This is a genomic window from Actinoplanes sp. NPDC049548 (assembly GCF_040676695.1).
In the GTDB taxonomy this organism is placed as follows: domain Bacteria; phylum Actinomycetota; class Actinomycetes; order Mycobacteriales; family Micromonosporaceae; genus Actinoplanes.
This window is the reverse complement of sequence record NZ_JBFAPM010000006.1, coordinates 187,897-211,069: the sequence shown is the minus strand read 5'-3', so window position 1 is coordinate 211,069 and position 23,173 is coordinate 187,897. Positions and strand designations below refer to the sequence as shown.

Annotated in this window: 25 protein-coding genes and 1 pseudogene; 16 read left to right on the top strand and 10 right to left on the bottom strand. The window is 72.0% G+C overall.

All coding sequences use genetic code 11. The features are described from left to right. Positions 1–88: 88 nt before the first annotated feature. Genes AB0J80_RS14795 through AB0J80_RS14780 form a run of 4 tightly spaced genes read left to right on the top strand, consistent with a single transcriptional unit; the run spans position 89 to position 3,290 of the window. The gene (locus AB0J80_RS14795) at positions 89–823 is read left to right on the top strand and encodes a lysophospholipid acyltransferase family protein (protein WP_364704781.1); all 735 of its coding nucleotides are present in this window, start codon (positions 89–91) and stop codon (positions 821–823) included. Continuing rightward, positions 820–1,815, top strand: coding sequence for an NAD(P)H-dependent glycerol-3-phosphate dehydrogenase (locus tag AB0J80_RS14790; RefSeq protein WP_364704779.1), 996 nt, complete (start codon positions 820–822; stop codon positions 1,813–1,815). The genes AB0J80_RS14795 and AB0J80_RS14790 overlap by 4 nt, the downstream gene beginning before the upstream one ends. Further along, the gene (locus tag AB0J80_RS14785) at positions 1,812–2,915 is read left to right on the top strand and encodes a cystathionine gamma-lyase (RefSeq protein ID WP_364704777.1); all 1,104 of its coding nucleotides are present in this window, start codon (positions 1,812–1,814) and stop codon (positions 2,913–2,915) included. Before AB0J80_RS14790 ends, AB0J80_RS14785 begins: the two co-directional genes overlap by 4 nt. 15 nt (positions 2,916–2,930) lie before the next feature. Then, positions 2,931–3,290, top strand: coding sequence for a hypothetical protein (locus tag AB0J80_RS14780; RefSeq protein ID WP_364704776.1), 360 nt, complete (start codon positions 2,931–2,933; stop codon positions 3,288–3,290). Here the strand turns inward: AB0J80_RS14780 and AB0J80_RS14775 are convergent. Then, on the bottom strand, positions 3,287–4,384 hold the full coding sequence (locus AB0J80_RS14775) for a tetratricopeptide repeat protein (protein WP_364704775.1): 1,098 nt from the start codon (positions 4,382–4,384) through the stop codon (positions 3,287–3,289). The two genes, AB0J80_RS14780 and AB0J80_RS14775, sit on opposite strands and share 4 nt — an antisense overlap. 73 nt (positions 4,385–4,457) lie before the next feature. On the opposite strand from AB0J80_RS14775, the gene AB0J80_RS14770 reads away from it, so the two are divergent. From AB0J80_RS14770 to AB0J80_RS14760, 3 genes are read left to right on the top strand one after another with little or no spacing between them, the layout of a single operon-like run. Next, positions 4,458–4,814, top strand: coding sequence for a GntR family transcriptional regulator (locus AB0J80_RS14770; protein ID WP_364704773.1), 357 nt, complete (start codon positions 4,458–4,460; stop codon positions 4,812–4,814). After that, a complete protein-coding gene (locus AB0J80_RS14765; protein ID WP_364704772.1) occupies positions 4,811–5,689 on the top strand; it encodes an ABC transporter ATP-binding protein in 879 nt (292 codons plus the stop codon). Before AB0J80_RS14770 ends, AB0J80_RS14765 begins: the two co-directional genes overlap by 4 nt. Continuing rightward, positions 5,686–6,372: a hypothetical protein gene (locus tag AB0J80_RS14760; RefSeq protein ID WP_364705086.1), complete on the top strand. Its 687-nt coding sequence runs from the start codon at positions 5,686–5,688 to the stop codon at positions 6,370–6,372. The genes AB0J80_RS14765 and AB0J80_RS14760 overlap by 4 nt, the downstream gene beginning before the upstream one ends. 162 nt (positions 6,373–6,534) lie before the next feature. Here the strand turns inward: AB0J80_RS14760 and AB0J80_RS14755 are convergent. Next, positions 6,535–6,981: pseudogene (locus AB0J80_RS14755) on the bottom strand (DJ-1/PfpI family protein); the annotation flags it as partial. Further along, complete coding sequence (locus tag AB0J80_RS14750; RefSeq protein ID WP_364704771.1) at positions 6,933–7,544, bottom strand: tyrosine protein phosphatase; 612 nt, start codon at positions 7,542–7,544, stop codon at positions 6,933–6,935. The gene AB0J80_RS14750 and the pseudogene AB0J80_RS14755, both read right to left, overlap by 49 nt. Before the next feature lie 135 nt (positions 7,545–7,679). On the opposite strand from AB0J80_RS14750, the gene AB0J80_RS14745 reads away from it, so the two are divergent. Then, entirely contained in the window at positions 7,680–8,783 is a 1,104-nt protein-coding gene (locus AB0J80_RS14745) for a D-alanine--D-alanine ligase family protein (protein WP_364704770.1), read from the top strand. A gap of 2 nt (positions 8,784–8,785) precedes the next feature. On the opposite strand, the gene AB0J80_RS14740 is transcribed toward AB0J80_RS14745, so the two are convergent. Next, complete coding sequence (locus AB0J80_RS14740) at positions 8,786–9,325, bottom strand: PadR family transcriptional regulator (RefSeq protein ID WP_364704768.1); 540 nt, start codon at positions 9,323–9,325, stop codon at positions 8,786–8,788. Between the two features lie 86 nt (positions 9,326–9,411). Here AB0J80_RS14740 and AB0J80_RS14735 point away from each other — a divergent pair, with 86 nt between their 5' ends. Further along, positions 9,412–10,041, top strand: a complete 630-nt coding sequence (locus AB0J80_RS14735) for a VC0807 family protein (RefSeq protein WP_364704767.1) — start codon at positions 9,412–9,414, stop codon at positions 10,039–10,041. Between the two features lie 3 nt (positions 10,042–10,044). Here the strand turns inward: AB0J80_RS14735 and AB0J80_RS14730 are convergent, their stop codons facing one another. After that, positions 10,045–10,629: a DUF3515 family protein gene (locus AB0J80_RS14730; RefSeq protein ID WP_364704766.1), complete on the bottom strand. Its 585-nt coding sequence runs from the start codon at positions 10,627–10,629 to the stop codon at positions 10,045–10,047. A gap of 55 nt (positions 10,630–10,684) precedes the next feature. After that, positions 10,685–10,918, bottom strand: coding sequence for an Lrp/AsnC ligand binding domain-containing protein (locus AB0J80_RS14725; protein WP_364704764.1), 234 nt, complete (start codon positions 10,916–10,918; stop codon positions 10,685–10,687). A 162-nt stretch (positions 10,919–11,080) separates the two neighbouring features. Between AB0J80_RS14725 and AB0J80_RS14720 the strand changes: the two genes are divergently transcribed. Beyond that, positions 11,081–12,019, top strand: coding sequence for a thiamine-phosphate kinase (locus tag AB0J80_RS14720; RefSeq protein WP_364705063.1), 939 nt, complete (start codon positions 11,081–11,083; stop codon positions 12,017–12,019). 19 nt (positions 12,020–12,038) lie between these two features. Beyond that, positions 12,039–12,500, top strand: coding sequence for a GNAT family N-acetyltransferase (locus tag AB0J80_RS14715; RefSeq protein ID WP_364704763.1), 462 nt, complete (start codon positions 12,039–12,041; stop codon positions 12,498–12,500). 82 nt (positions 12,501–12,582) lie between these two features. Here AB0J80_RS14715 and rpmB read toward each other — a convergent pair whose 3' ends face one another. Next, positions 12,583–12,774: a 50S ribosomal protein L28 gene (gene rpmB / locus AB0J80_RS14710; RefSeq protein ID WP_026207002.1), complete on the bottom strand. Its 192-nt coding sequence runs from the start codon at positions 12,772–12,774 to the stop codon at positions 12,583–12,585. Positions 12,775–12,960: 186 nt separating this feature from the next. Here rpmB and AB0J80_RS14705 point away from each other — a divergent pair, with 186 nt between their 5' ends. From AB0J80_RS14705 to AB0J80_RS14695, 3 genes are read left to right on the top strand one after another with little or no spacing between them, the layout of a single operon-like run. Continuing rightward, entirely contained in the window at positions 12,961–14,757 is a 1,797-nt protein-coding gene (locus AB0J80_RS14705; RefSeq protein WP_364704761.1) for a DAK2 domain-containing protein, read from the top strand. Further along, positions 14,754–16,958: an ATP-dependent DNA helicase RecG gene (recG, locus tag AB0J80_RS14700; protein WP_364704759.1), complete on the top strand. Its 2,205-nt coding sequence runs from the start codon at positions 14,754–14,756 to the stop codon at positions 16,956–16,958. Before AB0J80_RS14705 ends, recG begins: the two co-directional genes overlap by 4 nt. Next, positions 16,955–17,299, top strand: a complete 345-nt coding sequence (locus tag AB0J80_RS14695; RefSeq protein ID WP_364704758.1) for a DUF952 domain-containing protein — start codon at positions 16,955–16,957, stop codon at positions 17,297–17,299. The genes recG and AB0J80_RS14695 overlap by 4 nt, the downstream gene beginning before the upstream one ends. Before the next feature lie 3 nt (positions 17,300–17,302). On the opposite strand, the gene AB0J80_RS14690 is transcribed toward AB0J80_RS14695, so the two are convergent. The 3 genes from AB0J80_RS14690 to AB0J80_RS14680 all read right to left on the bottom strand — a co-directional run bounded on the left by AB0J80_RS14690 (position 17,303) and on the right by AB0J80_RS14680 (position 21,714). Then, positions 17,303–18,820 carry a cell wall anchor protein gene (locus AB0J80_RS14690; protein ID WP_364704756.1) on the bottom strand — a complete coding sequence of 506 codons (1,518 nt, stop codon included), beginning with the start codon at positions 18,818–18,820 and terminating at the stop codon, positions 17,303–17,305. A 75-nt stretch (positions 18,821–18,895) separates the two neighbouring features. Further along, positions 18,896–20,395: a cell wall anchor protein gene (locus AB0J80_RS14685; RefSeq protein ID WP_364704755.1), complete on the bottom strand. Its 1,500-nt coding sequence runs from the start codon at positions 20,393–20,395 to the stop codon at positions 18,896–18,898. Positions 20,396–20,727: 332 nt separating this feature from the next. Continuing rightward, a complete protein-coding gene (locus tag AB0J80_RS14680) occupies positions 20,728–21,714 on the bottom strand; it encodes an LPXTG cell wall anchor domain-containing protein (RefSeq protein ID WP_364704754.1) in 987 nt (328 codons plus the stop codon). A 356-nt stretch (positions 21,715–22,070) separates the two neighbouring features. On the opposite strand from AB0J80_RS14680, the gene rsmD reads away from it, so the two are divergent. Both rsmD and coaD read left to right on the top strand, forming a co-directional pair. Then, entirely contained in the window at positions 22,071–22,646 is a 576-nt protein-coding gene (gene rsmD, locus AB0J80_RS14675) for a 16S rRNA (guanine(966)-N(2))-methyltransferase RsmD (RefSeq protein WP_364704752.1), read from the top strand. Then, on the top strand, positions 22,643–23,122 hold the full coding sequence (coaD, locus tag AB0J80_RS14670) for a pantetheine-phosphate adenylyltransferase (RefSeq protein ID WP_364704750.1): 480 nt from the start codon (positions 22,643–22,645) through the stop codon (positions 23,120–23,122). The genes rsmD and coaD overlap by 4 nt, the downstream gene beginning before the upstream one ends. Positions 23,123–23,173 lie beyond the last annotated feature (51 nt).

Sequence of the window (23,173 nt, the reverse complement as noted above, 5' to 3'; positions counted from 1 at the left end):
GACCGCCTCCGCGACCGACCCGGCCTGGCTCCGGCGACCACGAACAGGCATGATTTCGTCCCAGGGCGTGGGGGACGGAGGAGTTACCGTGGGGCAGCGCAGGCTCGGGTTCTGGCGGCGGCTGGCGGTGGCGCTCGTGCTGCCGGCCCTCAAGCTCTGGACGAAGCGTCGCTGGTACGGCCTGGAGAACATGCCACCGGGCGGCGGCTTCATCATCACCCCGAACCACATGTCGCAGTTCGACCCGCTGCTCGTGGCCCACGTCATCTACGCCTCCGGGCGCTGGCCGCGGTTCCTGGCCAAGGCGAGCATCTGGAAGGTGCCGTTCGTCGGGTTCATGCTGCGCAAGACCCAGCAGATCCCGGTGGAACGCGGCAGTGTGGAGGCGGTGAAGTCGCTGGACACGCTCATCGAGGCCATCCGGGTGGGCGGCGTCGTGGTGATCTACCCGGAGGGCACGACGACCCGTGACCCCCAGCTGTGGCCGATGCGCGGCAAGACCGGCGCCGCGCGGCTCGCGCTGGTCACCGGGGCGCCGGTCGTGCCCATGGCCACGTGGGGCGCGCAGCAGGTGCACGACGTACGGACGAAGAAGATCTCGCTGAAGCCGCGCCGGCCGGTGAGCGTCAGTGTCGGCAAGCCGGTCGACCTGAGCCGCTGGCAGGGCGAGGCGCCGACCAAGGCGGTGCTCGAGCAGATGACCGAGGCGATCCAGCTGGCCACCCGCGACCTGCTCGCGGAGCTGCGCCAGGAAGAGCCGCCACAGGAGCTCTACGCGGCGCCCCCGCGCCGGGCGACGGGTCCGACGGAGCGGCCGGCATGAGGCGCTCCGCGGTGCTGGGCGCCGGCGCCTGGGGTACGGCCGTCGCCAAGGTGCTCGCCGACGCGGGCTCGGACACGACCATCTGGGCCCGGCGGGAGACGGTCGCCGCGGCGATCCGCGAGCACCGGATCAACGAGGCCTCCCTGCCCGGCGTGAAGCTGCCCGAGCGGGTCTCCGCCACCAGCGACCTGGCGGCGGCCGTCGCCGGCGCCGAGCTCGTCTTCCTCGCGGTGCCGTCGCAGACCCTGCGCGGCAACCTCGCCGACTGGGCGGGGCACCTGCCGCCCGACGCCACCCTCGTGTCGCTGATGAAGGGCATCGAGCTGGGCACCACCAAGCGGATGAGCGAGGTCATCATCGAGACCGCACGGGTGGCGCCCGAGCGGGTGGTGGTCGTGTCGGGCCCCAACCTCGCCCCGGAGATCGCCGCCGAGCAGCCCGCCGCGACCGTGGTCGCCGGCATCGACGTGGACCGCACCCAGCTGGTGCAGCAGGCCATCGCGCTGCCGTACATCCGCCCGTACACCAGTGACGACGTCATCGGCTGCGAGCTCGGCGGGGCGGTCAAGAACGTGATCGCGCTGGCGTACGGCATGGCGTCGGCGATGGGCATGGGCGACAACACCAAGGCCTCGCTGATCACGCGCGGGCTGGCCGAGACGGCGCGGCTGGGCGTCGCGCTCGGCGCCGACCCGATGACGTTCGCCGGGCTCGCCGGGCTGGGTGACCTGGTCGCCACCTGCTCGTCGCCGCTGTCACGGAACCGTACGTTCGGCGAGCACCTGGGTCGCGGCGAGTCGCTGGAGGCGGCGCAGGCGTCGACCAAGCAGACGGCCGAGGGCGTGAAGAGCTGCCTCGCGATCCGCGACCTGGCGCGGGCGCACGGCGTGGAGATGCCGATCACCGAGCAGGTCGAGCGCGTGTGCCACGAGGGTGTGGACCCCCGGGTCGCGGTGAAGCTGCTCATGGGCCGGGAGATGAAGCCGGAGTGACGGATCAGGGGGACGGCACGCGGGTCGTGCACGCGGGGCTGCCCGCGGCGGTGCCGGGTCAGCCGTTCCTGCCCGGGCCGGTCCTCGCGGCGCCGTACCACCTCGACCCGGTCGAGGGCCCGACGGAGAACGGGTACGGCCGGCCGGACAATCCCACCAGGCGCGCGCTGGAGGCGGCCGTCGGCGAGCTGGAGGGCGGGACGGTCCGGGCCTTCGCCAGCGGTCAGGCAGCCATCACCGCACTGCTGCTGTCGGTGCTGCGCTCGGGTGACACGGTCGCGCTGCCGTCCGACGGCTATTTCACCGTCCGGGCGTTCGCCGAGGGGACGCTGCGGGACCTGGGCGTCGAGACGGTGCTGGTGCCCACCGCCGGGCCGTACCCGTCCTTCGAGGGCGTACGGCTGGTGCTGGTGGAGACCCCGGCCAACCCGGGACTGGACGTCTGCGACCTGCGGGCCGTCGTCACGGCCGCGCACGCCGCCGGCGCTCTCGTGGCGGTGGACAACACGACGGCGACGCCGCTGGGGCAGCGCCCGCTCGAGCTCGGGGCCGACCTGGTGGTGGCCTCCGGCACCAAGGCACTGACCGGGCACTCCGACGTCCTGCTCGGCTACGTGGCGACGAACGACGAGGACCTCATCGCCCGGGTGACCACCTGGCGCGCGCAGACCGGCGGCATCCCGGGGGCGTTCGACTGCTGGCTCGCCCACCGGTCGCTCGCGACCCTGGACCTGCGGCTGGCCCGGCAGAGCGCCAACGCGGCGGCGGTGGCCGGGCTGCTCGCCGGGCGGCCGGACGTGACCGGGCTGCGGTGGCCGGGGCTCGCGTCGGATCCCTCGTACGAGATCTCGCAGAGCCAGATGCGCCGCATCCCGGGCATCGTCTCCTTCGATCTGGGCAGCGCGGAGCGCGTGGCCCGGTTCCTGACGGCCTCGCGGCTGGTCTTCGCCGCCACGTCGTTCGGCGGTCTGCACACGACGGCGGACCGGCGCGCACAGTGGGGCGATGACACGGCGCCGGGTTTCGTCCGGCTCTCCTGCGGCATCGAGGACACGGCCGACCTGCTCGCCGATCTCACCGCAGCCCTGGACGAGGCCTGATCTACGGTTCCTTGCATGGAGTGGAGCAGTTTCAGCGGAGCCGAGGTCACGGCGCTGGCGCAGGGTGAGAGCTTCTTCGCCGCCCCTGGGGAACGGGAGTGTCCCGCTTGCGGCCGGCGCAGTGTGCGGGCGTACGTGAATGCTCCCGAGAACGCCCGCCGGCCCACCCTGGTGAGCTACGTCTGGTGTTCGGCCTGCCACCGGTTCGTCGGGACCCGGGCGAAGCATCCGGACGGCCTGGTGTTCTCCGATCCGCTGGCCGCGCTCGACGCGGGTGAGCGGCGGGAGCTGGAACGCAGTCTCGTCGGTTTCCTGGCGCACCTCGACCGGTTGTGGGACGAGGGCGCCCTGCCGCAGACCTTCGCGGCCGCTTAGAGCCGCTCCGCGCAGGCCGCCAGGTCGGCGGCGAGCGCGGTGTCGCCGTCCACCTCGCACTGGGCGCGCATCCGCTCGAGGACGCCGACCCAGACCGCGCGGACCGGGTCGCGCGGCGGCCGGTCCTCGTGGGCGACGTCGAGGAGGAAGTGGGCCTCGAGGCCGAGCCGGACCGCGGCGTCGGGGTCGCCCGGCAGGAGCCGGACGGCGGCGTCGGCGGCGGCCACGCCGGCCTCGGTCAGCCGCGGCGGAGGCACCCGGAACGCGGGGGCGCACAGCGGCCCGACGGGCTCGCCGAGCAGCAGGGCCGCCAGCTCCGGATCGTCGGCGGTGGCCACCGCGTCGGCGACCGGCAGCAGCAGCCCGGGGCTGTCCCCGGCCAGGCGTTCGGCCACGAGGGTGCGCAGCGGCTCTTCGCCCAGCCACTGGAGCGTGCCCTCGGCATTCGCGGCCTCCGCGGGGCGGTCCAGGGCGTGGAGCAGCTCGCGTTCGACGCTGAGAGCGCGGACCATCGCTTGGTGCAGGGCGCCGTCGGGCGTGAGCTCGCCGGCCCGGATGGCGTTGACGCACAGGGTCAGCCCGGTCTGGGCGGCGTTCAGCCCGATGGTCGGGTCCCCGTACGCCCCGAGCACGTCGGAGCCCAGCATCAGCACGCGGCACAGACCCACGTAATCGGCGTCGTACCGGTTGAGTCCGGCCCGGCGTACGTAGCCGATGACGGCAGCCTGCACGTCCGTCACCGCCGAGGCGCCCGCACCCGTCAGGGCGTGGGCCATGCCGCGGCGGGCCCGGACGTCCGCCATGAGGGCCTTCGCGGCCAGTTCCCTGTACGCCTCGAGCGCCTCGGTCAGCACGGTCACCGCGTCGGGGAACCGGCGAGCCGTGATGTACGCCCCGCCGAGGCTGTACAGCACGCTTCCCAGCCCCTGCCGGAAGGTGCGGTCGCGTGGCAGCTCGCGTACCAGCCGCCGGGCCGGCTCGGCCGCCCCCTCCAGGTGCTCGACGGCCTCCTCCAACCGGCCTTGCTCGTACGCCCGCTGTCCACGGTCGAGCAGAAGGCCCGCTTGCTCGGCGGCGGCGTCCATCGTCGTCATGCTTGCCACCCTAGCGGGCATCTTCTATGGTTCGTTGCATGAGTAATGAACCACTGAAGTAGGGAGGCTCGGCGTGTTCGACGACCGGAGCCCCATCTACCTGCAGATCGCCGAAGGCATCAAGAACGACATCCTGAGCGGGGTACTCGAGGAGGACGGGCAAGTCATGTCCACGAACCAGTACGCGGCCTTCTACCGCATCAACCCGGCCACGGCGGCCAAGGGCTTCGCCCAGCTCGTCGACGAGGGCGTGCTGTACAAGAAGCGGGGCATCGGCATGTTCGTCAGCCCCGATGCCCGCGAGAAGCTGCGCGGCGAGCGGCGCAAGCGGTTCTTCGCCGAGGTCGTCGACCCGATGCTCGCCGAGGCACGCATGATCGGCGTCTCGGTCGACGAGATCCAGAAGCACATAGCCGGAGGGCACCGATGATCCCGAGCGTCTCGGTCCGCGACCTGACCGTGCGCTACAGCGCCACCACCGCCATCGACGCCCTCACCCTGGAGCTGGCCCCCGGCCGGATCTACGGGCTGCTCGGGCGCAACGGGTCGGGTAAGACCAGTCTGCTCAGCGTCCTGGCGGCGTACCGGAAGGCGGACGGCGGCTCGGTGCTGGTCGACGGCGAGGACCCCTTCGAGAACCCGCGCACCATGCGGGACACCGTCTTCATCCGCGACACCCTCGACGTCGCCGACAGTGACCGGATCGGCCGGGTGCTCGACTTCCACGCCCGGCTGCGGCCGCGGTGGGACGCCGGGTACGCCGCGCATCTGCTCGACGTCTTCGGCCTGGACCGCCGCACCCGGGTGTCCGCGCTGTCGCGGGGGCAGCGGTCGAGCCTCGGCGTCGTCCTCGGACTCGCCTGCCGGGCCTCACTCACCCTGCTCGACGAGGTCTACCTGGGCATGGACGCCGCCGCTCGCAGTGCGTTCTACCGCGAGCTGCTGGACGACTACCTCGCCCACCCGCGCACGATCGTCCTCTCCACCCACCTCATCCAGGAGGTGGCCGACCTCTTCGAGGAGGTCGTCATCATCGACCGCGGGCGGCTGGTCGTGAGTGAGGACACCGACACCTTCCGGTCCCGCGGCGTCGCGGTGACCGGTCCGGCCGAGGCGGTGGAGACGTTCGTGTCCGGGCGTACGGTGCTCGGCACGCAGAGCCTCGGCGGCGTCCGTCAGGCAACCCTCTACGGCGAACTGGGCGACGAGGAGGAGCGCCGCGCCGAGCTGGCCGGTCTGAGCCTCGCCCCGGTCGGCATCCAGGACCTCTTCGTTCACCTCACCTCGGGGGAGGCAGTCAAATGACGTCGCGTACGGTCCTCAGCACCCTCCTGCGGATGTACCGGCCGATCCTGCTCGGGTTCGGCGCCACCCTGGTCGTCGGCCTGGGCCTCGTCGATCTCGCGTTCGGTCTCCTCACCGAGCCGGGCTTCAGCCTGTGGATGTTCGTGGCCGGGTCGGCGGTCAAATACTGGCTCGGCGTGATCGGCGTCATGCTGGTCACCCTCCACCTGCGCCAGTTCGTCGCGGCCGGGGTCACCCGCCGCACGGTCGTCGCGGGCGGCGCGGCCTTCGGCGTGCTGGTGTCCGTCGGTGTGGCAGTGCTCATCCCGCTCGGCCACGGACTGGAGGACAAGGCGCTCGGGGCCGTGAGCGCCGACTACCCGGCCTGGTCGCCGCCCGTAGCGGTCGGCGAGTTCGGGCACGTCCTGCCGGTCTGCCTGGCGTTCTTCGTGTCGGGCGCGGCGGTCGCCGCCGGCTTCTACCGCTTCGGCGCCGGCATCGGGCTGGCGCTGCTCGTTCCGGCCGTGCTGCCGGGTCTGCTCGCCGAGGAACTGCTCGGTAACGGCGGCAGCGGGGAGGTGCTGACCCGCGACCTGCCCTACCCGGGTGCCCTGGCCGTCTCGCTCGGCGTCACCGTGCTGGGTGCTCTCCTCTGCCAGCGGGAGATGCGCGACGTGGCCATCCGGCGCGCCAAGACGGGCTGAGAACGCCGGGTCACGCGGGCACGGGAGCGCGCCATACGACGCCACGGCGCTCGTACGCCAACAGGCGCTCGACGCCCGCGCGGCCTGGCAGCCCAGCTCCCGCTCGACGAGATGCAGGCCCACGTCGAGGCCGGAGGTGACCCCGCCGCCCGACACCAGATCGCCGTCGTCCACGACCCGGGCGTCCACGGCGTGCACCCCGGCGGCGGCCAGGGCGGCCATGCCGTCGTGGTGGGTCACCGCCGACCGGCCGGCAAGCAGCCCGGCCATCGCGAGGATCAGGGAGCCCCCGCAGACCGTGGCCACCCGTACCCCGGGGTCGGCCAGGGCCGCCGCCACCCGCTCCGGCAGCGGCGTCGACAGGGTGGCGGCCAACCTGGCGGTGACCTCGGCCTCGGATCCGCCGGCGGCGCCGGGAACGAGCAGCCAGTCCGTGGGGGCGATGGCCGCGACCGCGCGCAGGGAGACGCCCGCGGTGCCGCTGGGGACCTCCCTCGGGCCCTCCGCGGTGACCAGCTCCACCGTGCCGCCCCCAGCGTGCAGAACCTCGAGCGGGGCGATCACATCCAGCGGGTCGAAGCCGTCGAAGAGGACGATCTGTGTGTGCATGCGGGCAACGCTAGGCGGCTGGGAGGGCCGTGGGGAGCGGCGGAAACGCCATGACCCACCGGATTCCCGCCGGTGAACCCTCCGTGCGCGCGGGCGAAGTCGTACAGCCAGATGCGCTGCGCCTCGGTGCCCGGCACTGGAAGGCCGCGCGCCTCGGCGACCAGGTGCAGAGCCCGCTCGGGCCGGACACCCAGCATCACCAGCGTCACACCGGCGAGCAGGGTCGAGCGGCCGACCCCCGCGAAGCACTGCGCCACCACGAAACGGCCGGCGCGGACGTGGGCGGCCAGGCGTACCCCCAGGGCCACGGCGTCTCCCGGCACCCCGCGGTCAGGGATCGGACAGGCCAGATGCTGAATGCCCGCTGCGGCGGCCGCCGCTGCGGCGCCGGTCAGGCCGAGCCGCCGTTCCTCGCCCGGAGTCAGGGCCGACACCACCACGTCCACGCCGGCGGCCGAGAGACCGGCCATCTCGGCGGCCAGCCGCTCACCGCCCCGGGGGTGCGCCATGGTCGCGAGGCGCCCCGGACCGGGCCAGGCGATCACGTGCAGTGGTGGTCTCATCGACTCCGTGTCCTCATTCGCCCTGCCGGTGCCTGGCGTATCGGGAAAGTGGTCTACGCAGAGTAGGGTCACCCCCGGCATGCCCGCAGCCCGCGCGGCAGGCAGCGTAGCGACGTCCGGCAAGGAGAGGCCTCCATGACGACCCCTCGCAGAACCCGCGTGGCGATCGTGTTCGGTGGGCGCAGCACCGAGCACGCCATCTCGTGCGTGAGCGCGGGCAGCATCCTGGCCGCCCTCGACCCCGACCAGTACGAGGTCGTGCCCGTCGGCATCACCCGGGAAGGCGCCTGGGTGCTGGCCGGCGACGACCCCGCGCAGCTCGCCATCGAGGGCAGCCGGCTGCCGGAGGTCACCGTCGAGTCCGGCCGGGCGGTCGTGCTGCCCGCCGACCCGACCTCCTCCGGGCTGATGGTCGTCGACCCGGCCGACGGGGTGGCGGTGCTGTCCGGCGTGGACGTCGTCTTCCCGGCGCTGCACGGCGCCTACGGCGAGGACGGCACCATCCAGGGCATGCTCGAGATGGCCGGCATCCCGTACGTGGGCGCCAACGTCTTCGCCTCCGCGGCCGGCATGGACAAGGAGTTCACGAAGAAGCTCGCCGCCGCCGAGGGCATTCCCGTGGGGGCGTACGCGGTCCTGCGCGCCGGCTGTTCACTGTCCGAGGCCGACAAGGACCGCCTCGGCCTCCCGGTCTTCGTGAAACCGTCCCGCGCCGGCTCCTCGTACGGCATCAGCAAGGTCACCGACTGGGACCAGCTCGACGAGGCGGTCGCCAGGGCCCGCAAGGTCGACCCGAAGGTGCTCGTCGAGGCGGCCATCGTCGGGCGCGAGGTCGAGTGCGGCGTGCTGGAGGGGGAGACCGGCGGGGTCCCCGAGGCCTCGCTGCTCGCCGAGATCATGGTCAACACCTCGGGCGACGAGTTCTACGACTTCGACGCGAAGTACCTCGGCGACGGCACCCCGTACCAGATCCCCGCGGACCTCAAGCCGGACGTCGCGCGCCAGGTCCAGGAGTACGCCTGCCGCACGTTCACGGCGCTCGACTGCGCCGGGCTGGCCCGCGTGGACTTCTTCGTCACCGCCGACGACCAGATCCTGCTCAACGAGATCAACACGATGCCGGGCTTCACGCCGACGTCGATGTTCCCGCTCATGTGGGCGGCGACGGGCCTGGAGTATCCGAAGGTCGTCGACCGGCTCATCCGCACCGCGCTCCACCGCGGCACCGGGCTGCACTGACGTCAGTCAGCCTCCGGCCGGTCGTCGAGCTCGCCGAGGACCCAGCGGGCCCAGTCGCGTTGCAGCTCGAACCAGCGGCGGCCGAACTCGGCGGCGAAGCGCGCGTAGCCGTGCGGCTGGCCCGCCGGGGTGGCCGCCTCGATCTCCTTGATGGTCCCGGCCAGCTCGGTGGCCTGCTCGTCGCTGGTCCGGGCCATGCGCTCGGCCAGGACCCGGAGGTCCGGCAGGTCCAACGACGACAGCAGGAAGAGCCGCAGCACGAACTCGTTGCGTGCCGGGGCCTCCCCGGGCGGGCTGAACATCCAGCGGCGCAGCTCGTCGCGGCCCGCCGGCGTCACGCCGTAGACCTTGCTGCCGCGCGATCCCTCGTCGACGACCTCGATCAGACCGTCGGCCGTCATGCGCTTGAGCTCGGGGTAGATCTGGCTGTGCCCGGCGCTCCAGGCGTGGCCGGAGAGCGTCTGCTCGAAGCGTCTGGTGAGGTCGTAGCCGTTCTGCTCGGTGTCGACGAGCAGGCCGAGCAGGGCGTGGCGCAGGGACATGCCGGGAGTCTAACCAGACGAACTCGACATGTCGAGAACGTCATATCGGCATTGACATGTCAGATCTGACATGTCAGGGTTGCCTCATGAACAAGACGCCCGGACTCGTCACCATCCTGTCGTCGCTGCTGTGGGACGTCGGCCTGTCCCTCGCCGCCTACTTCGTCGCGCACTGGCTCGGCGCCAGCGACTACGTCGCCCTGCTGGCCGGATCCGTCGTCGCGCTGGGCCGGGTGCTCTACATCGCCGTGCGTACGCGGGAGTTCGACGTCTTCGCGGCGGTCATGCTCGGGGTGTTCGCGGTGGGCCTCGGCCTCTCGTTCCTCACCGGGAGCCCGAAGTTCCTGCTGATCAAGGAGTCCTTCGGCACCGGCATCGCCGGCCTGGCGTTCCTCGGCTCCTGCGTGGTGGGCCGGCCGTTGATCTACTACGCGGCCCTGCGGATGCAGGCCGACCCGGCGAAGGCCGCCGAGTTCGCGCGCAAGTGGGAGGAGCTGCCGCGGTTCCGCCGCACGTTCCGCATCATGTCCGCGGCCTGGGGTGCCGGCCTGCTGCTCGACGCGATCGTCCGGATCCCGCTGGTGCTCGCACTGTCGACGTCGGCCGCTGTCACCGCGTCGACGGCCCTGTTCATCGCCACGATGGTGCTCCTGGCGCTGTGGACGGTCCGCTACGCCAAGGCCGCCCAGGCCAGGGCCGCACAGCCGGTCGCCTGAGCCTCAGACACACCCGCTGGGGACGCCCTCGCTGATCGACTTGTCGGTCTTCACCACGACGTCCGAGAACTCGTTCGCCCACTGTGCCGACTGCTCGTACTGCCGGGGCACCGTCACCCGCACCGGGACCTCACGGTCCATCGTGGTGAAAGCGGTGGCGTCGGCCTGCTGCTCGGCGTACCAGCAGACGCGGTTCATGTTCAGCAGCTCGCTGTCCAGGGGTACGCAGCCCGACCCGGTCTCGTCGAGGGACTTGCAGGTCCGGGGCTGGGCCACGCCGCAGGCCACGGTGATGGCCGGCTCGCCGTACGCGGCGTTCTGCTCCGGGCCGGCGCTGACCCTGCGGGCCACCAGGTCGCGGACCTTCTCCGGCAGCTGCGAGGTCACCGCGAGGCAGACCTGCGCGGGCCGGGCCGCCAGCTTCGGCGCGGCCATCTGCACCGGCGTGCTCGGCACCACGGCGGGCCGGGTGGCCGTCGCCGCGGGGACCGGGCCGTCGTCGGGAACCATCTGAAAGAAGATCACCAGGCCGACCAGCACCGCCACCGGCACTGCCACGACGGTCGCCCACAGGGCTGCGCTGCGCACCGCCGGATCCTTGGCGGGGGGCTGAGGCTCGGTCCGGGTCTCCACGTCGACCATGTCAGAGATTTACCACGGAGCAGGTCACGGTCCTCGTGATGCCCGGCACCGCTTGGATTCTGCTCACAATCATCCGACCGAGCTCATCGACGCTGTGCCCCTCCGCGAGCACCACCACGTCGTAGGGCCCGGTGACCGCGTCGACCCGGACCACTCCCTGAATTTTGTCGATCGCGGCGGCCACGTCACGGGCCTTTCCGACCTCCGTCTGGATGAGGATGTATGCCTGGACCACGATCCGACTCCTATCCGTTGCCGCCGGCGACCCGAACGTGAAACTACAGTACGGAGCGCGGTCCTCGTGGCACGCATCGCTGGCTCCTGCCCGGCGGGCTTCAAGATATCGGTGTGGCCCGGCCGGGCGCACCGCGACGGGGAAATCGAGGAGACGGTGGACGTGAGCATCGCGGAGACGGGGGAGTTCGGGCTGATCGCCCGGATCGTCGCGCGGCTCGGCGACGGCCCGGCGACCCTGCTGGGCCCGGGCGACGACGCCGCGCTGGTGGCAGCGCCCGACGGCCGGACCGTGGCATCGACCGACGTTCTGGTCGAAGGCCGGCACTTCCGGCGGGACTGGTCGAGCGCGGCCGACGTCGGTCACCGGGCGGCCGCCGCCAACCTGGCCGACATCGCGGCGATGGGTGCCACGCCGACCGCGCTGCTGGTCGCGCTCTGCGTACCCGTCGACCTGGACGCCGCCTGGGCCGAGGAGCTCGCCGGCGGCCTCTCCGCCGAGGCCGCCGCGACCGGGGCGAGCGTGGTGGGCGGCGACATGTCGGCGAGCCCGACGCTGACCATCGCGGTCACGGCGCTGGGCGACCTCGGCGGCCGTGCCCCGGTGCTGCGCAGCGGGGCTCAGCCGGGCGACACCGTTGCGCTCGCCGGGCGTACGGGCTTCGCCGCGGCCGGGTACACCGTGCTGTCCCGGGGCTTCCGGACGCCGAAGGTGCTCGTCGAGGCGTACCGGCGGCCGTCGGTCCCGTACGCGCAGGGCGTGGCGGCGGCCGAGCTGGGCGCCACCTCGATGATCGACGTCTCGGACGGACTGCTCCAGGACCTGGGCCACGTGGCGACCGCGAGCGTGGTGGGCATCGACGTCCGCCGCGAGGCGTTCGAGGTGCCCGACCAGATGCGCGATGCGGCTTCGGCGCTGGGCGTGGACCCGCACGTGTGGCTCCTCGCGGGCGGCGACGACCACGCCTTGGCGGCGACCTTCCCGCCCGGGGCGAGTCTGCCGCCGGAATGGCGGGTCATCGGCAGCGTGCACGAGGGTACGGGCGTGACGGTCGACCGGAAGCCGTGGCAGGGCGGGACCGGCTGGGACCACTTCCGCTGACCCGCGTTAGCTTTGCGGCGTGGACCAGATCATCATTCGGGAGGCCCGCTTCGACGACCCCGCCGTGCGGCAGCTCATCGGCCTCGCCATGGCCGAGCTGAGCGCCAGGTACGGCGGCTCGGGCGACGACACCCCGGTGGCCGTGACCGACTTCGAGCCGCCGAACGGCGCGTTCCTCGTGGCGCAGGATGCCACCGGCCGGCTCATCGGCTGCGCGGGCTGGCGGGCACACGGCGAGGACGCCGAGCTCAAGCGCATGTTCACGATCTCGGCGGCGCGGGGTAGGGGGGTGGCCCGCCGGGTGCTGGCCGCCGTCGAGGATTCCGCGCGCGAGCACGGCCGTAAGCGGGTGATCCTGGAGACGGGGGACAAGCAGCCCGAGGCGGTCGCGCTCTACGAGAAGTGCGGCTACGAGCGGATCGAGGACTTCGGCTTCTACAAGGACGAGCCGGGCGTGCTGTCCTACGCACGGACGCTGTGACCCGGGCACACGCGTAGCCGCCGGGTCGAGAAGACCCGGCGGCTACGGGAAGTGCGGGACGCCGGCGACCGGCGCGCCGGTATCAGGCGCGGACGACCTTGCCGGCCTTGATGCACGAGGTGCAGACCTTGAGCTTCTTGGTGGTGCCGCCACCGGCCGGAGTGCGCACCGACTGGATGTTCGGGTTCCAGCGGCGGTTGGTCCGCCGGTGCGAGTGGGACACGTTGTGGCCGAAGCCCGGTCCCTTGCCACAGACGTCGCACACGCTAGCCACGGGGTACTCCTGGGATTGATACGCCGGACGGACTGACCGAAGCCCGGCTGCGAACTGAGGGTGCCCCGGACAGACTGCGCCCGGGCAACCTGGCCAGGTTACCCGATGCCCACCCGGCACAGCCAATCGCCCCGGACGCCGCCATGTGCTCCCGCAAATGTCGGTGGTGGTTAGTACGCTTTTCGCGTGCTGGAGACCCTGGACGCGGCCGCGGTACGCCGATGGTGCGGCGCCGGGCTGGCCGCGCTGCGGGCCCACCAGCACGAGATCGACGAACTGAACGTCTACCCGGTGCCCGACGGCGACACCGGCACCAACCTCGTTCTCACGCTGACCTCGGCACACGAGGCTCTGCAGGAGGAGACCGGTGCGGACGAGCCCGGCACCGCGACGCCCCTGGGACGGGTGATGCGCCGGATGGCCCGTGGTGCGCTGCTGGGTGCGCGCGGCAACTCCGGAGTGATCGTCTCCCAGATCCTGCGCGGGATGGCCGACACGTTCGCCGCCGCCGTGTCGGTGCGCGGCGGCGAGCTCGCCAAGGCCTTGCGGCGGGCGAGCGAGGCCGCCTACGCGGCGGTGGCCCGGCCGGTCGAGGGCACGGTGCTGTCGGTGGCGGCGGCCGCGGCCGAGGGCGCAGGGCGGATCAAGTCCGACGATCTGGTGGCGGTAGCCCGGGAGGCGGCCCGCGCGGCGGCCGAGGCGCTGGCCCGCACCCCGCAGCAGCTGCCGGTCCTCGCCCGCGCCGGCGTGGTCGACGCGGGTGGCCGAGGACTCGTCGTGTTGCTCGACGCCCTGGTGGAGGCCCTCAGCACGACGGCGCAGGCACCGGTTGCCACCGCCCCCGCTCCCGCCACGGACAGTCCGGACGACGTCGGCTACGAGGTGCAATATCTCCTGGATGCCGGGACCGAGGCGGTGGAAACGCTGCGCGGCACCCTGGCCGGGATGGGCGACTCGCTCGTCATCGTGGGCACCGGAGAGGGTGACCCGCCGACCTGGAACGTCCACGTCCATGTCGGCATCGCGCAGGTCGGCGCCGCCCTCGAGGCAGGGGTGGCGGCCGGGCGGCCGTTCCGGATCTCGGTGAGCCGGCTCGACGACCGGATCGATGACCACGCCGCCCACGACCACGCCGCCCACGACCACGCCGCCCACGACCGCGCCGGTCATGACCACGCCGCGCAGCGGGCCGCGCGAGGCCACGCCGCCGACGACCACCCCGCCCATGACCACGCTGATCGCGACCACCCGGTTCCCGCTTCGGGCGCCCCGGTCGAGCCGGGGAGGGAACGCCCGGCCGACCCGCAGAGGGCCGAACGGGGTGCCGTCGTCGTCGCCGCCGGGGACGGCCTGACCACGCTGTTCGCCGAGGAAGGCGCGGTCGTCGTCGGCCGCAATCCGTCCATCGCCGAGATGCTGGCCGCGATCGATGCGACGGGCGCCCGTCGGGTGGTGCTGCTGCCGAACGATGCCAACACCCATGCCGTCGCCGTGTCGGCGGCGCGGGAGGCCGCTGCCGCGGGTGTACGGGTCAGTGTCGTGCCGACCCGCTCCCCGGTGCAGGCCCTCGCCGCGCTGGCCGTGCGGGACTCCCAGCGCCGCTTCGACGACGACGTCATCGCCATGGCCGAGGCCGCCGGCGCCTGTCGCTACGGCGAGGTGACGACGGCGGCTCGTGAGGCGCTCACCGTCGCGGGGCGCTGCCACCCGGGTGACCTGCTCGGTCTGGTCGACGGCGAGGTCCATGTGATCGATTCCGCGGAGGCCGGGCCGGAGGAGGCGCTGGGCGGGGTCTCGTGCCGGCTGCTCGACCGGATGCTCGGCGGCGGCGGTGAGCTGGTCACCCTGGTGCTCGGCGCCGATGCGCCGGCCGGGCTCGAGGAGCTGCTGCGGGCGCACGTCGCTCAGGCGTGGCCCTTCGTCGAGGTGCAGGCCTACGCCGGCGGACAGCCCCGGTACCACCTCCTGGTTGGAGTGGAATGAGCGACACGACCACCGCGACGACGACCACCACCCCGCTGCGCAAGGTGCTCGGGGAACGGACCGCCAAGGCGCTGGCCACGCACCTGGATCTGCACACCGCGGGCGACCTCATCTACCACTTCCCCCGGCGCTACGACGAGCGCGGCGAGCACACCGACCTGCGGCAGCTCCAGGTCGGGGAGCAGGTCACCCTGCTCGCCCAGGTCAAGAGCGCCACGGTACGCCCGATGCGCCAGCGTCGCGGCACCATGCTGGAGATCACCATCGGGGACGGGTCGGGGGCGAGCCTGACCTGCACCTTCTTCAACCAGGCGTGGCGTGAGCGGGAGCTGCGGATTGGGCGGTGGGGGTTGTTCGCCGGCAAGGTCACCGATTTCCGCGGTAAGCGGCAGCTCAACGGGCCCGCCTACCAGCTGCTGCGCGCCGACGCGACGCAGGACGAGGCCGCCGAGGAGATCGAGGAGTTCGCCGGGGCGCTCATTCCCGTCTATCCGGCCGCGGCCGCCGTGCCGACGTGGACGATCGCCAAGTGCGTGCGGACCGTGCTGGACACCTTCGAGCCGCCCGAGGATCCGCTGCCCGGGGCGGTGCGGGCGAACCGCAACCTGGTCGGCATCGGCACGGCCCTGCGCGAGATCCACCGGCCGAGCTCCAAGGAGGAGCTGTACAAGGCGAAGTACAGGTTGAAGTGGGACGAGGCTTTCGCCGTACAGCTGACTCTTGTGCAGCGTAAGGCCCGCTCGGCCGCCGCTCCCGGACGGTCCCGGCCACGACGCGACGACGGGATTCTGGCCGCGTTCGACGCGGCCCTGCCCTACGAGCTCACCGAGGGGCAGGCCCGGGTCGGTGAGGAGATCTCCGCGGACCTGACGCGGGCCCATCCCATGCATCGGTTGCTGCAGGGCGAGGTCGGTTCCGGCAAGACCCTGGTCGCGGTACGGGCCATGCTCCAGGTCGTCGACGCCGGAGGGCAGGCCGCGCTCCTCGCCCCCACCGAGGTGCTCGCCACCCAGCACCATCGCAGCATCAGCGCCCAGCTCGGCACGCTGGGCAGGGCAGGGGAGCTGGACGGGGATCCGGCCGGCACCCAGCTGACTCTCGTCACCGGGTCGCTCGGTGCGGCCGCTCGGCGCGCGGCGCTCGCGAAGGTGGCGGACGGCAGTGCCGGCATCGTCGTGGGAACGCACGCCCTGCTGTACGAGGGGGTCGACTTCCACGACCTGGGCCTGGTGGTCGTCGACGAGCAGCACCGGTTCGGCGTCGAGCAGCGGGACGCGCTGCGGGCCAAGGCCGCCCAGCCGCCGCACGTGCTGGTCATGACCGCCACGCCGATCCCGCGGACGGTCGCGATGACCGTGTACGGCGATCTGGAGACCTCCACGCTGTCCCAGCTGCCGCGGGGCCGCTCGCCGATCGCCTCGCACGTGGTGCCGCCGGAACGGCCGGCCTTCCTGGAGCGGGCCTGGCAGCGGGTCCGGGAGGAGGTCAAGGCCGGGCATCAGGCGTACGTGGTGTGCCCGCGGATCGGTGATGCGGCCGGTGCCGAGGATGACGGGGAGCCGCCGTCCGACAATGAACCCGCTCGCCGGCCACCGCTGGCCGTCACGGAGGTGGCGCCGATCCTCGAGGAAGGGCCGCTGCACGGACTGCGCATCGGAGTGCTGCACGGGCGGCTTCCGGCCGAGGAGAAGGACGCGGTGATGCGCCGCTTCGCCGCCGGTGACCTGGACGTGCTGGTGGCGACCACGGTCATCGAGGTCGGCGTGGACGTACCCAACTCCACCGTCATGATCATCATGGACGCGGACCGGTTCGGCGTCTCGCAGCTGCACCAGCTCCGCGGCCGTGTCGGCCGGGGCTCGGCGCCCGGCATCTGCCTGCTGGTCACCGAGGCGATGGAGGGAACCCCGGCCCGCGAGCGCCTCGACGCGGTGGCGTCCACGACGGACGGTTTCAAGCTGGCCGAGCTCGACCTGGAACAGCGCCGCGAAGGGGACGTGCTGGGCGCGTCGCAGTCCGGCAAGCACAGCCACCTGCGGCTGCTCAGCCTGCTGCGGGACAGCAAGCTCATCACCGACGCGCGCGCCGAGGCGGCCGAGCTGGTCGGCGACGATCCGACCCTGGCCCGGCACCCGGCGCTCGCGGCCTCGGTCGCCGCCCTGGTGGACGAGGAACGCGCCGAGTATCTGGAGAAGGGATGATCCTGCACTTCTGCCCCCGTGCCGAGTGGGAGGCGGCCCGGGCGGCGGGCAGCTATCGCGCGGAGTCCCTCGAGACGCAGGGCTTCATCCACTGCTCCACGCCGGAGCAGGTGCACATCCCGGCGACGCTGCTCGCCCGGGGGCGTACGGATCTCGTGCTGCTGGTGCTGGACGAGGCGCTGCTGCCGGTACCGGTGGTGTGGGAGGACGGTGACCCGCCGGATCCGGGCGGGATGCAGTTCCCGCACCTCTATGCCGAGATTCCGGTGGAGGCCGTGGCGGCCGTGCACGAGTGGCGGCCGGAAGCGGATGGGAGCTTCCGGCCGCCGACGTTCCTGTAGTTCCTACGGAGTGAAGGTCACCCGGCGGCGCCGGGCCAGGTAGAACAATGCGCCGCCGGTGAGCAGCAGCAGGATCGCGCCGCCCGCGATGGCGCCGGCGGCCGCTCCGGTGACGGGAAGACCGCCGCCGTTCTCGCCGCCGTCTCCGCCGCCGGTCGAGCCACCGCCGTCTCCGCCGCCGGTCGAGCCACCGCCGTTGCTGCCGCCGTTGCCGCCGCCGGGGCAGTCGGGCTTGTCGATCGGGGTGGTGATCGGGGCCCGGTCGTCGATGGTGACCGTGGCCTCGGTGATGTCCCGGGCCGGGAAGGTCGCCTTCGCCGAGGCGCCGGGTGCGACGGTGAGTTCCTTCGTGGCGTCGCCGTAGCGGACCGTTGCCCGGGCCGGCGTGACGCCGTCCGGGTTCGTGACGATCACCGTGACCGTGTAGCAGTCGTTCTCCGTGGTGACGGTCGGTGCCGGGCAGTCCTCGGGCCGCTGCCACTCGTACTTCACGTCGTCCATGCCGTCGGCGCTGACCGTGATCCGGCCCGCGCCGGCCGGGACGACCACGGTCTCGGCCTTGCCGGGCGCCACCGTGACGGACTTCGTGAAGTCGCCGGCCGTGACGGTGAAGTCGACCGCGTACCTGCTGTACTCGCCGGTGTTGCTCAGGTGCAGCGACACCGTGCCGTCGCATTGCGACACCGGCTCGACGGCCGGCGTGTGACAGCCGCGGCCGCCGCCGTTGTACCAGCCTTGCGGACCCTTCGAGCGGCCGCCGGGGCCGCCGTTGCTGCCGAGCTTCTTGTCGCCGTAGCGCGGGCCGCCCTCGGTGATCTCGCCGATGATGTCGTCCTCCCCGCCGAAGAAGAGGTCCACCTGGGCGTTGCAGGCGGGCAGCGTCGCGGCGAGCGTCACCGAACGGTGGTCGTTGGTGATCGTGGCGCTCTGGTGGTCGAACTCGTACTGCGGCACCGAGAACTCCGGCTTCGGTGCGAAGTAGGTGACCAGCGTGACCGGCTCGTCGGCGCAGAGCTTGACGCCGTCGTCGACCGTCACGGTCGCCGTCGCCCGGCCGTCGGCGACCGCGAACTCATGGTGGAACGCGGCCTCGGCCGGCTCGACACACGGCGTCTCGGCAGGCTTGCACTCGCCCAGGGCGACGGTCGCCGTGTTGTCCGTGTCCTTTCCGCCCTGCCAGATGCCGTCGAAGGACACCATGGCCGACGGTGTCCCGCCGGGAAGCGTCTGGGAGAAGATCCGCCTGCCATTGGTGCCGCTCGGGGAACGGCGGGGGATCTCGGTGCCGTTGGTCAGCTCCGACACCGGCTCCGGCTCGGTGCGGAGCTTGTTGACCAGGACGATCTTGTCAACACTGTTGACGACCGTCCACGAGACCAGCCACTCGCCCTTCTCGGGGTTGCAGGTGGCGGTGCCGGTGACGGTGACTTCCTGTCCGGCGGCTCTCGCGGGGGCCGCGAAGGTCAGGCCGATCAGGGCCATCGCCGCGACCGCGGCGATGCGGTGGAGCAGGGGTCTCAACGGGAGCCGCCTTCGCAGGGGAGAGGGAAAGGGCGCGCCGACGGGAGTTCGGCGCGCCCTTGAACAACCAGTGCCTTACGCGGTGAAGGTGATCTTGCGTCGGCGGGCGACGAAGAACAGCACGCCTCCGGCGATCAGGAGCAGGGCCGCGCCGCCCGCGATGCCGCCGGCGACCGGGCCGGTGACGGGCAGGCTCGGCTCGTCGTTGTCGCCCCCGCCGCCCCCGCCGCCCCCGCCGCCGTTGTCGTCGCAGTCCCGCTTCTCGAGGGTGGCCTTGATCGGCTCGACGTTCAGGCCCGGGAACTCGATCGTCGCGTACGTCGCCTCACCGGCCTCGAAGGTGACCTTCTCCTTCTTGCCGGCCGCCACGGTGACGGTCTCGGTCTTGCCGCCGTACGTGATCTTCGCGGTCGCCGGGGTGACGCCCTCGGGGTTCTCGACGGTGATCGCCACGGTGTCGCAGTCGTTCTCGACGATGACCGTGGGCAGGGCGCAGTCCGCGGGCGCGGCCCAGTCGTAGACGACGTCGTCCATGCCCTCGGCGCTGACCGTGATCGTGCCGGCGCCGGCCGGGACGGTGACCGTCTCGCCCTTGCCCGCCGCGACGGTGACGGTCTTGCTGAAGTCGCCGGCCTTCACGGTGAAGTCGACCGCGTACTTGCTGATCTCGCCGTTGTTGCTGAGGTTGAGCGCGACCGTGCCGTCACACTGCGACAGCGGCTCGACGGCCGGGGTCTGGCAGCCCTTCTCGCCGCCGTTGAACCAGCCCTGCGGGCCCTTCGAGCGGCCGCCGAGGCCGCCGTTGCTGCCCAGCTTCTTGTCGCCGTAGCGCGGGCCGCCCTCGGTGATCTCGCCGATGATGTCGTCCTCGCCGCCGAAGAAGAGGTCGACCTGGGTGTTGCAGTCCGGCACGTCGACGTTCAGCGTCACCGAGCGGTGCTCGTTGTCGATCGAGCCGCTGTCGTGGTCGAACTCGTACTGCGGGACCGAGAACTGCGGCTTCGGTGCGAAGTAGGAGACGAGCGTGACGGGCTCGCCCTCGCACAGCTTCACGCCGTCGTCGAGCGTCACCGTGGCGGTGGAGCCGTCGCCGTTGACGTCGAAGGTGTGGTGGAAGGTGGCGGCACCGGCCTCGACGCAGGGCGTCTCGGCGGGAGCGCACGGCTCGCTGAGGTCCACGCGGGCGGTGTTGTTCTGGTCCACGTAGCCGTCGACCGACCAGATCGACTTGAAGGAGATGGTCGCCTCCCCGGCGTCGCCGGTCACCTTCTGCGTGAGGGTGAGCTCGCCGTCGCGCCCGCGCTCCGACTTCGGGATGACGAAGTTGCCCTCGCCGGCCTTCTCGACGTCGGTGGGGGCCGTCTTGAGCTCGGCGACGGTCGCGTCGGCCGGGTAGTCGTTCGTGAGCGTCCACGTGACGATCCGCGTGCCGGTGGCGGTGTCGCAGACCGCCTTGCCGCTGACGGACGAGGCGTGGGCGCTGGCGGGCGCGGTGACGACCGCGGCTCCACCCAGGCCGATGAGCGCGCCGGCGAGGACTGTCGCGGCGCGGCGGAGGGGAGAGTTCAACTTCACGCGTACTCCTGGGGGCGTTGGAATACCGAGGCACGACCCAGGAAGGCGACGGCGCCCGCCGAGGGGACGGCGGGGGCCGGGACGACGCCTCCCCAACGTCGTCGAGCCGATAGCGTTTCGTCGGCGCGAGTGACCTTAGCGACTGAGCGGAATCTGGGAAGTGGCTCAGGACCGGTTAAGGAGCTTGTTGTGGATCCGAGACCATCGCTGCACCGAAAGCGTTGCCATCGATGCTCTGGGTGTCGGCGACCGCGAGAAGGGTGACGCAGACGAGCGAGGGGCGCGCCGACCGTGACGGTCGACGCGCCCCTCGATCAGGAGCTGTGCCCAGGTCAGGCGGTGAACTTGACCTTGCGGCGACGCGCCAGGAAGAACACCGTGGCACCGACGGCGAGCAGGACACCCGCCCCGGCGGCGATGCTGCCCGCGGCGGCACCGGTCAGCGGCAGGGACGGCTCGTCGCCGGCACCGCCACCGGAGCTGTCACAGCCCTCGGGAGCCTCCCAGGCGATGGTCTCGGAGACGTCCTCGTGGCCCTGGAGGTAGAGCTTGACCTTGAAGCCCTCGGAAGCCTCGAACGTGACGCTCTTCTTCTCGCCCGGCTTGACGACGAGCACCTTCTTCTCGCCCTTGTTGGGCTCGAGCACCAGCGGGATCTCGACGCCGTCCTCCGGGTTGTCCAGGCCGATGGTCATCGAGTCACAGGTGATCTCGAAGATCGGCTTGGCCTCGCCGTAGCTGGGGGTCGGCTCCGGGGCCGGCGTGGACTCGCTGGGGGTCGGCTCGTCCGGGGTCGACTCGCTCGGGACCGGCTGGGTCGGGGTCGACTCCGTGGGCACCGGCGGGGCCGGGGTCGACTCGGTCGGCTCGGGCTTGCTCGAGGCCGAGGCGGTCGGCGGCGGCGGCGTGTCGCATGTCGCCGGCTTGGGCGCGGTGGCGGTCGCGTCCCGGATGTATTCGTCATCCCACTTGAGCGTGACCTTGAGGGAGCCCGAGGCGTCCGAGCCCTGGAAGGTGCTCGTGCCCTTCAGGGGGTTCTGGTAGCTGGGGTCGACGCGCTGGCCGACCTTGATGTCGCCGTCCGGGAGGGCCAGGTTGGAGGTCTCGACCTCACGCACCGTCGCCCCGAGGCCGAAGTCGTTGGCGACGGTCCAGTCGACCTTCCACGAACCGTCGGCCTCGGCGCAGGACGTCTTGTACTGGATGACGGGAGCGTGGGCGCTCGCCGGGCCGGTCAGCGCGAAAGCGCCGGTCAGGCCGAGGAAGGCGCCGGCCGCGATGGCGGTGGCGCGCTGGAGCGGGGACTTAAGCAGGTTCACGCCTACTCCTGTGAAGGGGTCGGGGGTACGGCACAGGAAGGCGGAAGGCGGCCCGTCGCGCGCGGTCATGGGCGTCGGCGAGGGCCAGCGACGACGCCTCCCCGCATCGTCGAGCCGACAGCGTTACGTCGGCGGCTCAGCGACCATAGCGACTCAGACGAATCTGAAAAACTGCCCAGGGCGCCCTAAGCCGGTTGATATCCATTCGAGATCTTCGCTGTACGGATTGCATCCACGTCGATGCTCTCGGTGCCGAAACGGCCTTCGGGGGTGGGTAAAAGTTCACTCCGCAGTGGCCGGTGCTTTGTGGTGGCGTAGCGTCACAGCGTGCTACCCGATGACCCGCGAGAGGCCGTATGACCAGGATCATCGCCGGCGCCCACGGCGGTCGCCGGCTGGCCGCCCCGCCGGGCGCGCAGACCAGGCCCACCGCGGACCGGGTGCGTGAGGCCTACTTCAGCGCCCTCGGCACGATGGTCGACCTCGACGGCGCCCGCTTCGCCGACCTGTACGCGGGCTCCGGCGCCATCGGTCTCGAGGCGCTCTCCCGCGGTGCGGCGTTCGCGCTGCTGGTGGAGTCGGACGCGAAAGCGGCGCGGGCCATCCGCGACAACATCGTCACGCTGCGGGCGGGCAACGCCGCGCGGCTGGTCACGGGCAAGGTGGCCCAGGTGCTCGCCGGACCGCCCGACGGCGGCCCGTACGACGTCGTGTTCGCCGACCCGCCCTACGCGGTGAGCGACGACGAGATCACCGAGGTCCAGCAGGCGCTGGTCGGCAACGGGTGGCTCGCCGAGGACGCGGTCGTGACGTTCGAGCGTTCCTCCCGTACGGCGGTCCGGGGCGAGCCGCTGAGCTGGGTGGAAGGCATCACCGCGGACCGCAGCCGCCGCTACGGCGAGACGACCCTTTGGTACGGTCGCCGATCATGAGACGAGCGGTCTGTCCCGGCTCCTTCGATCCGGTCACCAACGGCCACCTCGACATCGTCGGGCGGGCCAGCCGGCTCTTCGACGAGCTGATCGTCGGTGTGCTGATCAACCACTCGAAGACCGGCCTGTTCACCATCGAGGAGCGCATCGAGATGCTCCGCGAGGCGACGGCCGCGTACGGCAACGTCCGGGTCGAGTCGTTCCACGGCCTGCTCGTCGACTTCTGCCGGGCGCAGGGGGCCGCCGTGGTCGTCAAGGGCCTGCGCGCGGTCAGCGACTTCGACTACGAATTGCAGATGGCGCAGATGAACATCGGGCTCTCCGGCGTGGAGACGCTGTTCATGCCGACGAATCCGCTGTACTCCTTCTTGTCTTCCAGTCTCGTCAAGGACGTGGTCAAGTGGGGCGGGGACGCGTCGTCGTACGTGCCGGACTTCGTCGGGGAACGACTCGTGACGCGGCTGCGGCAAAACTGACGGGTTCGGCAGTAACGTGATCGCACCACTCAGCGTGAGTGCTAGCTGACA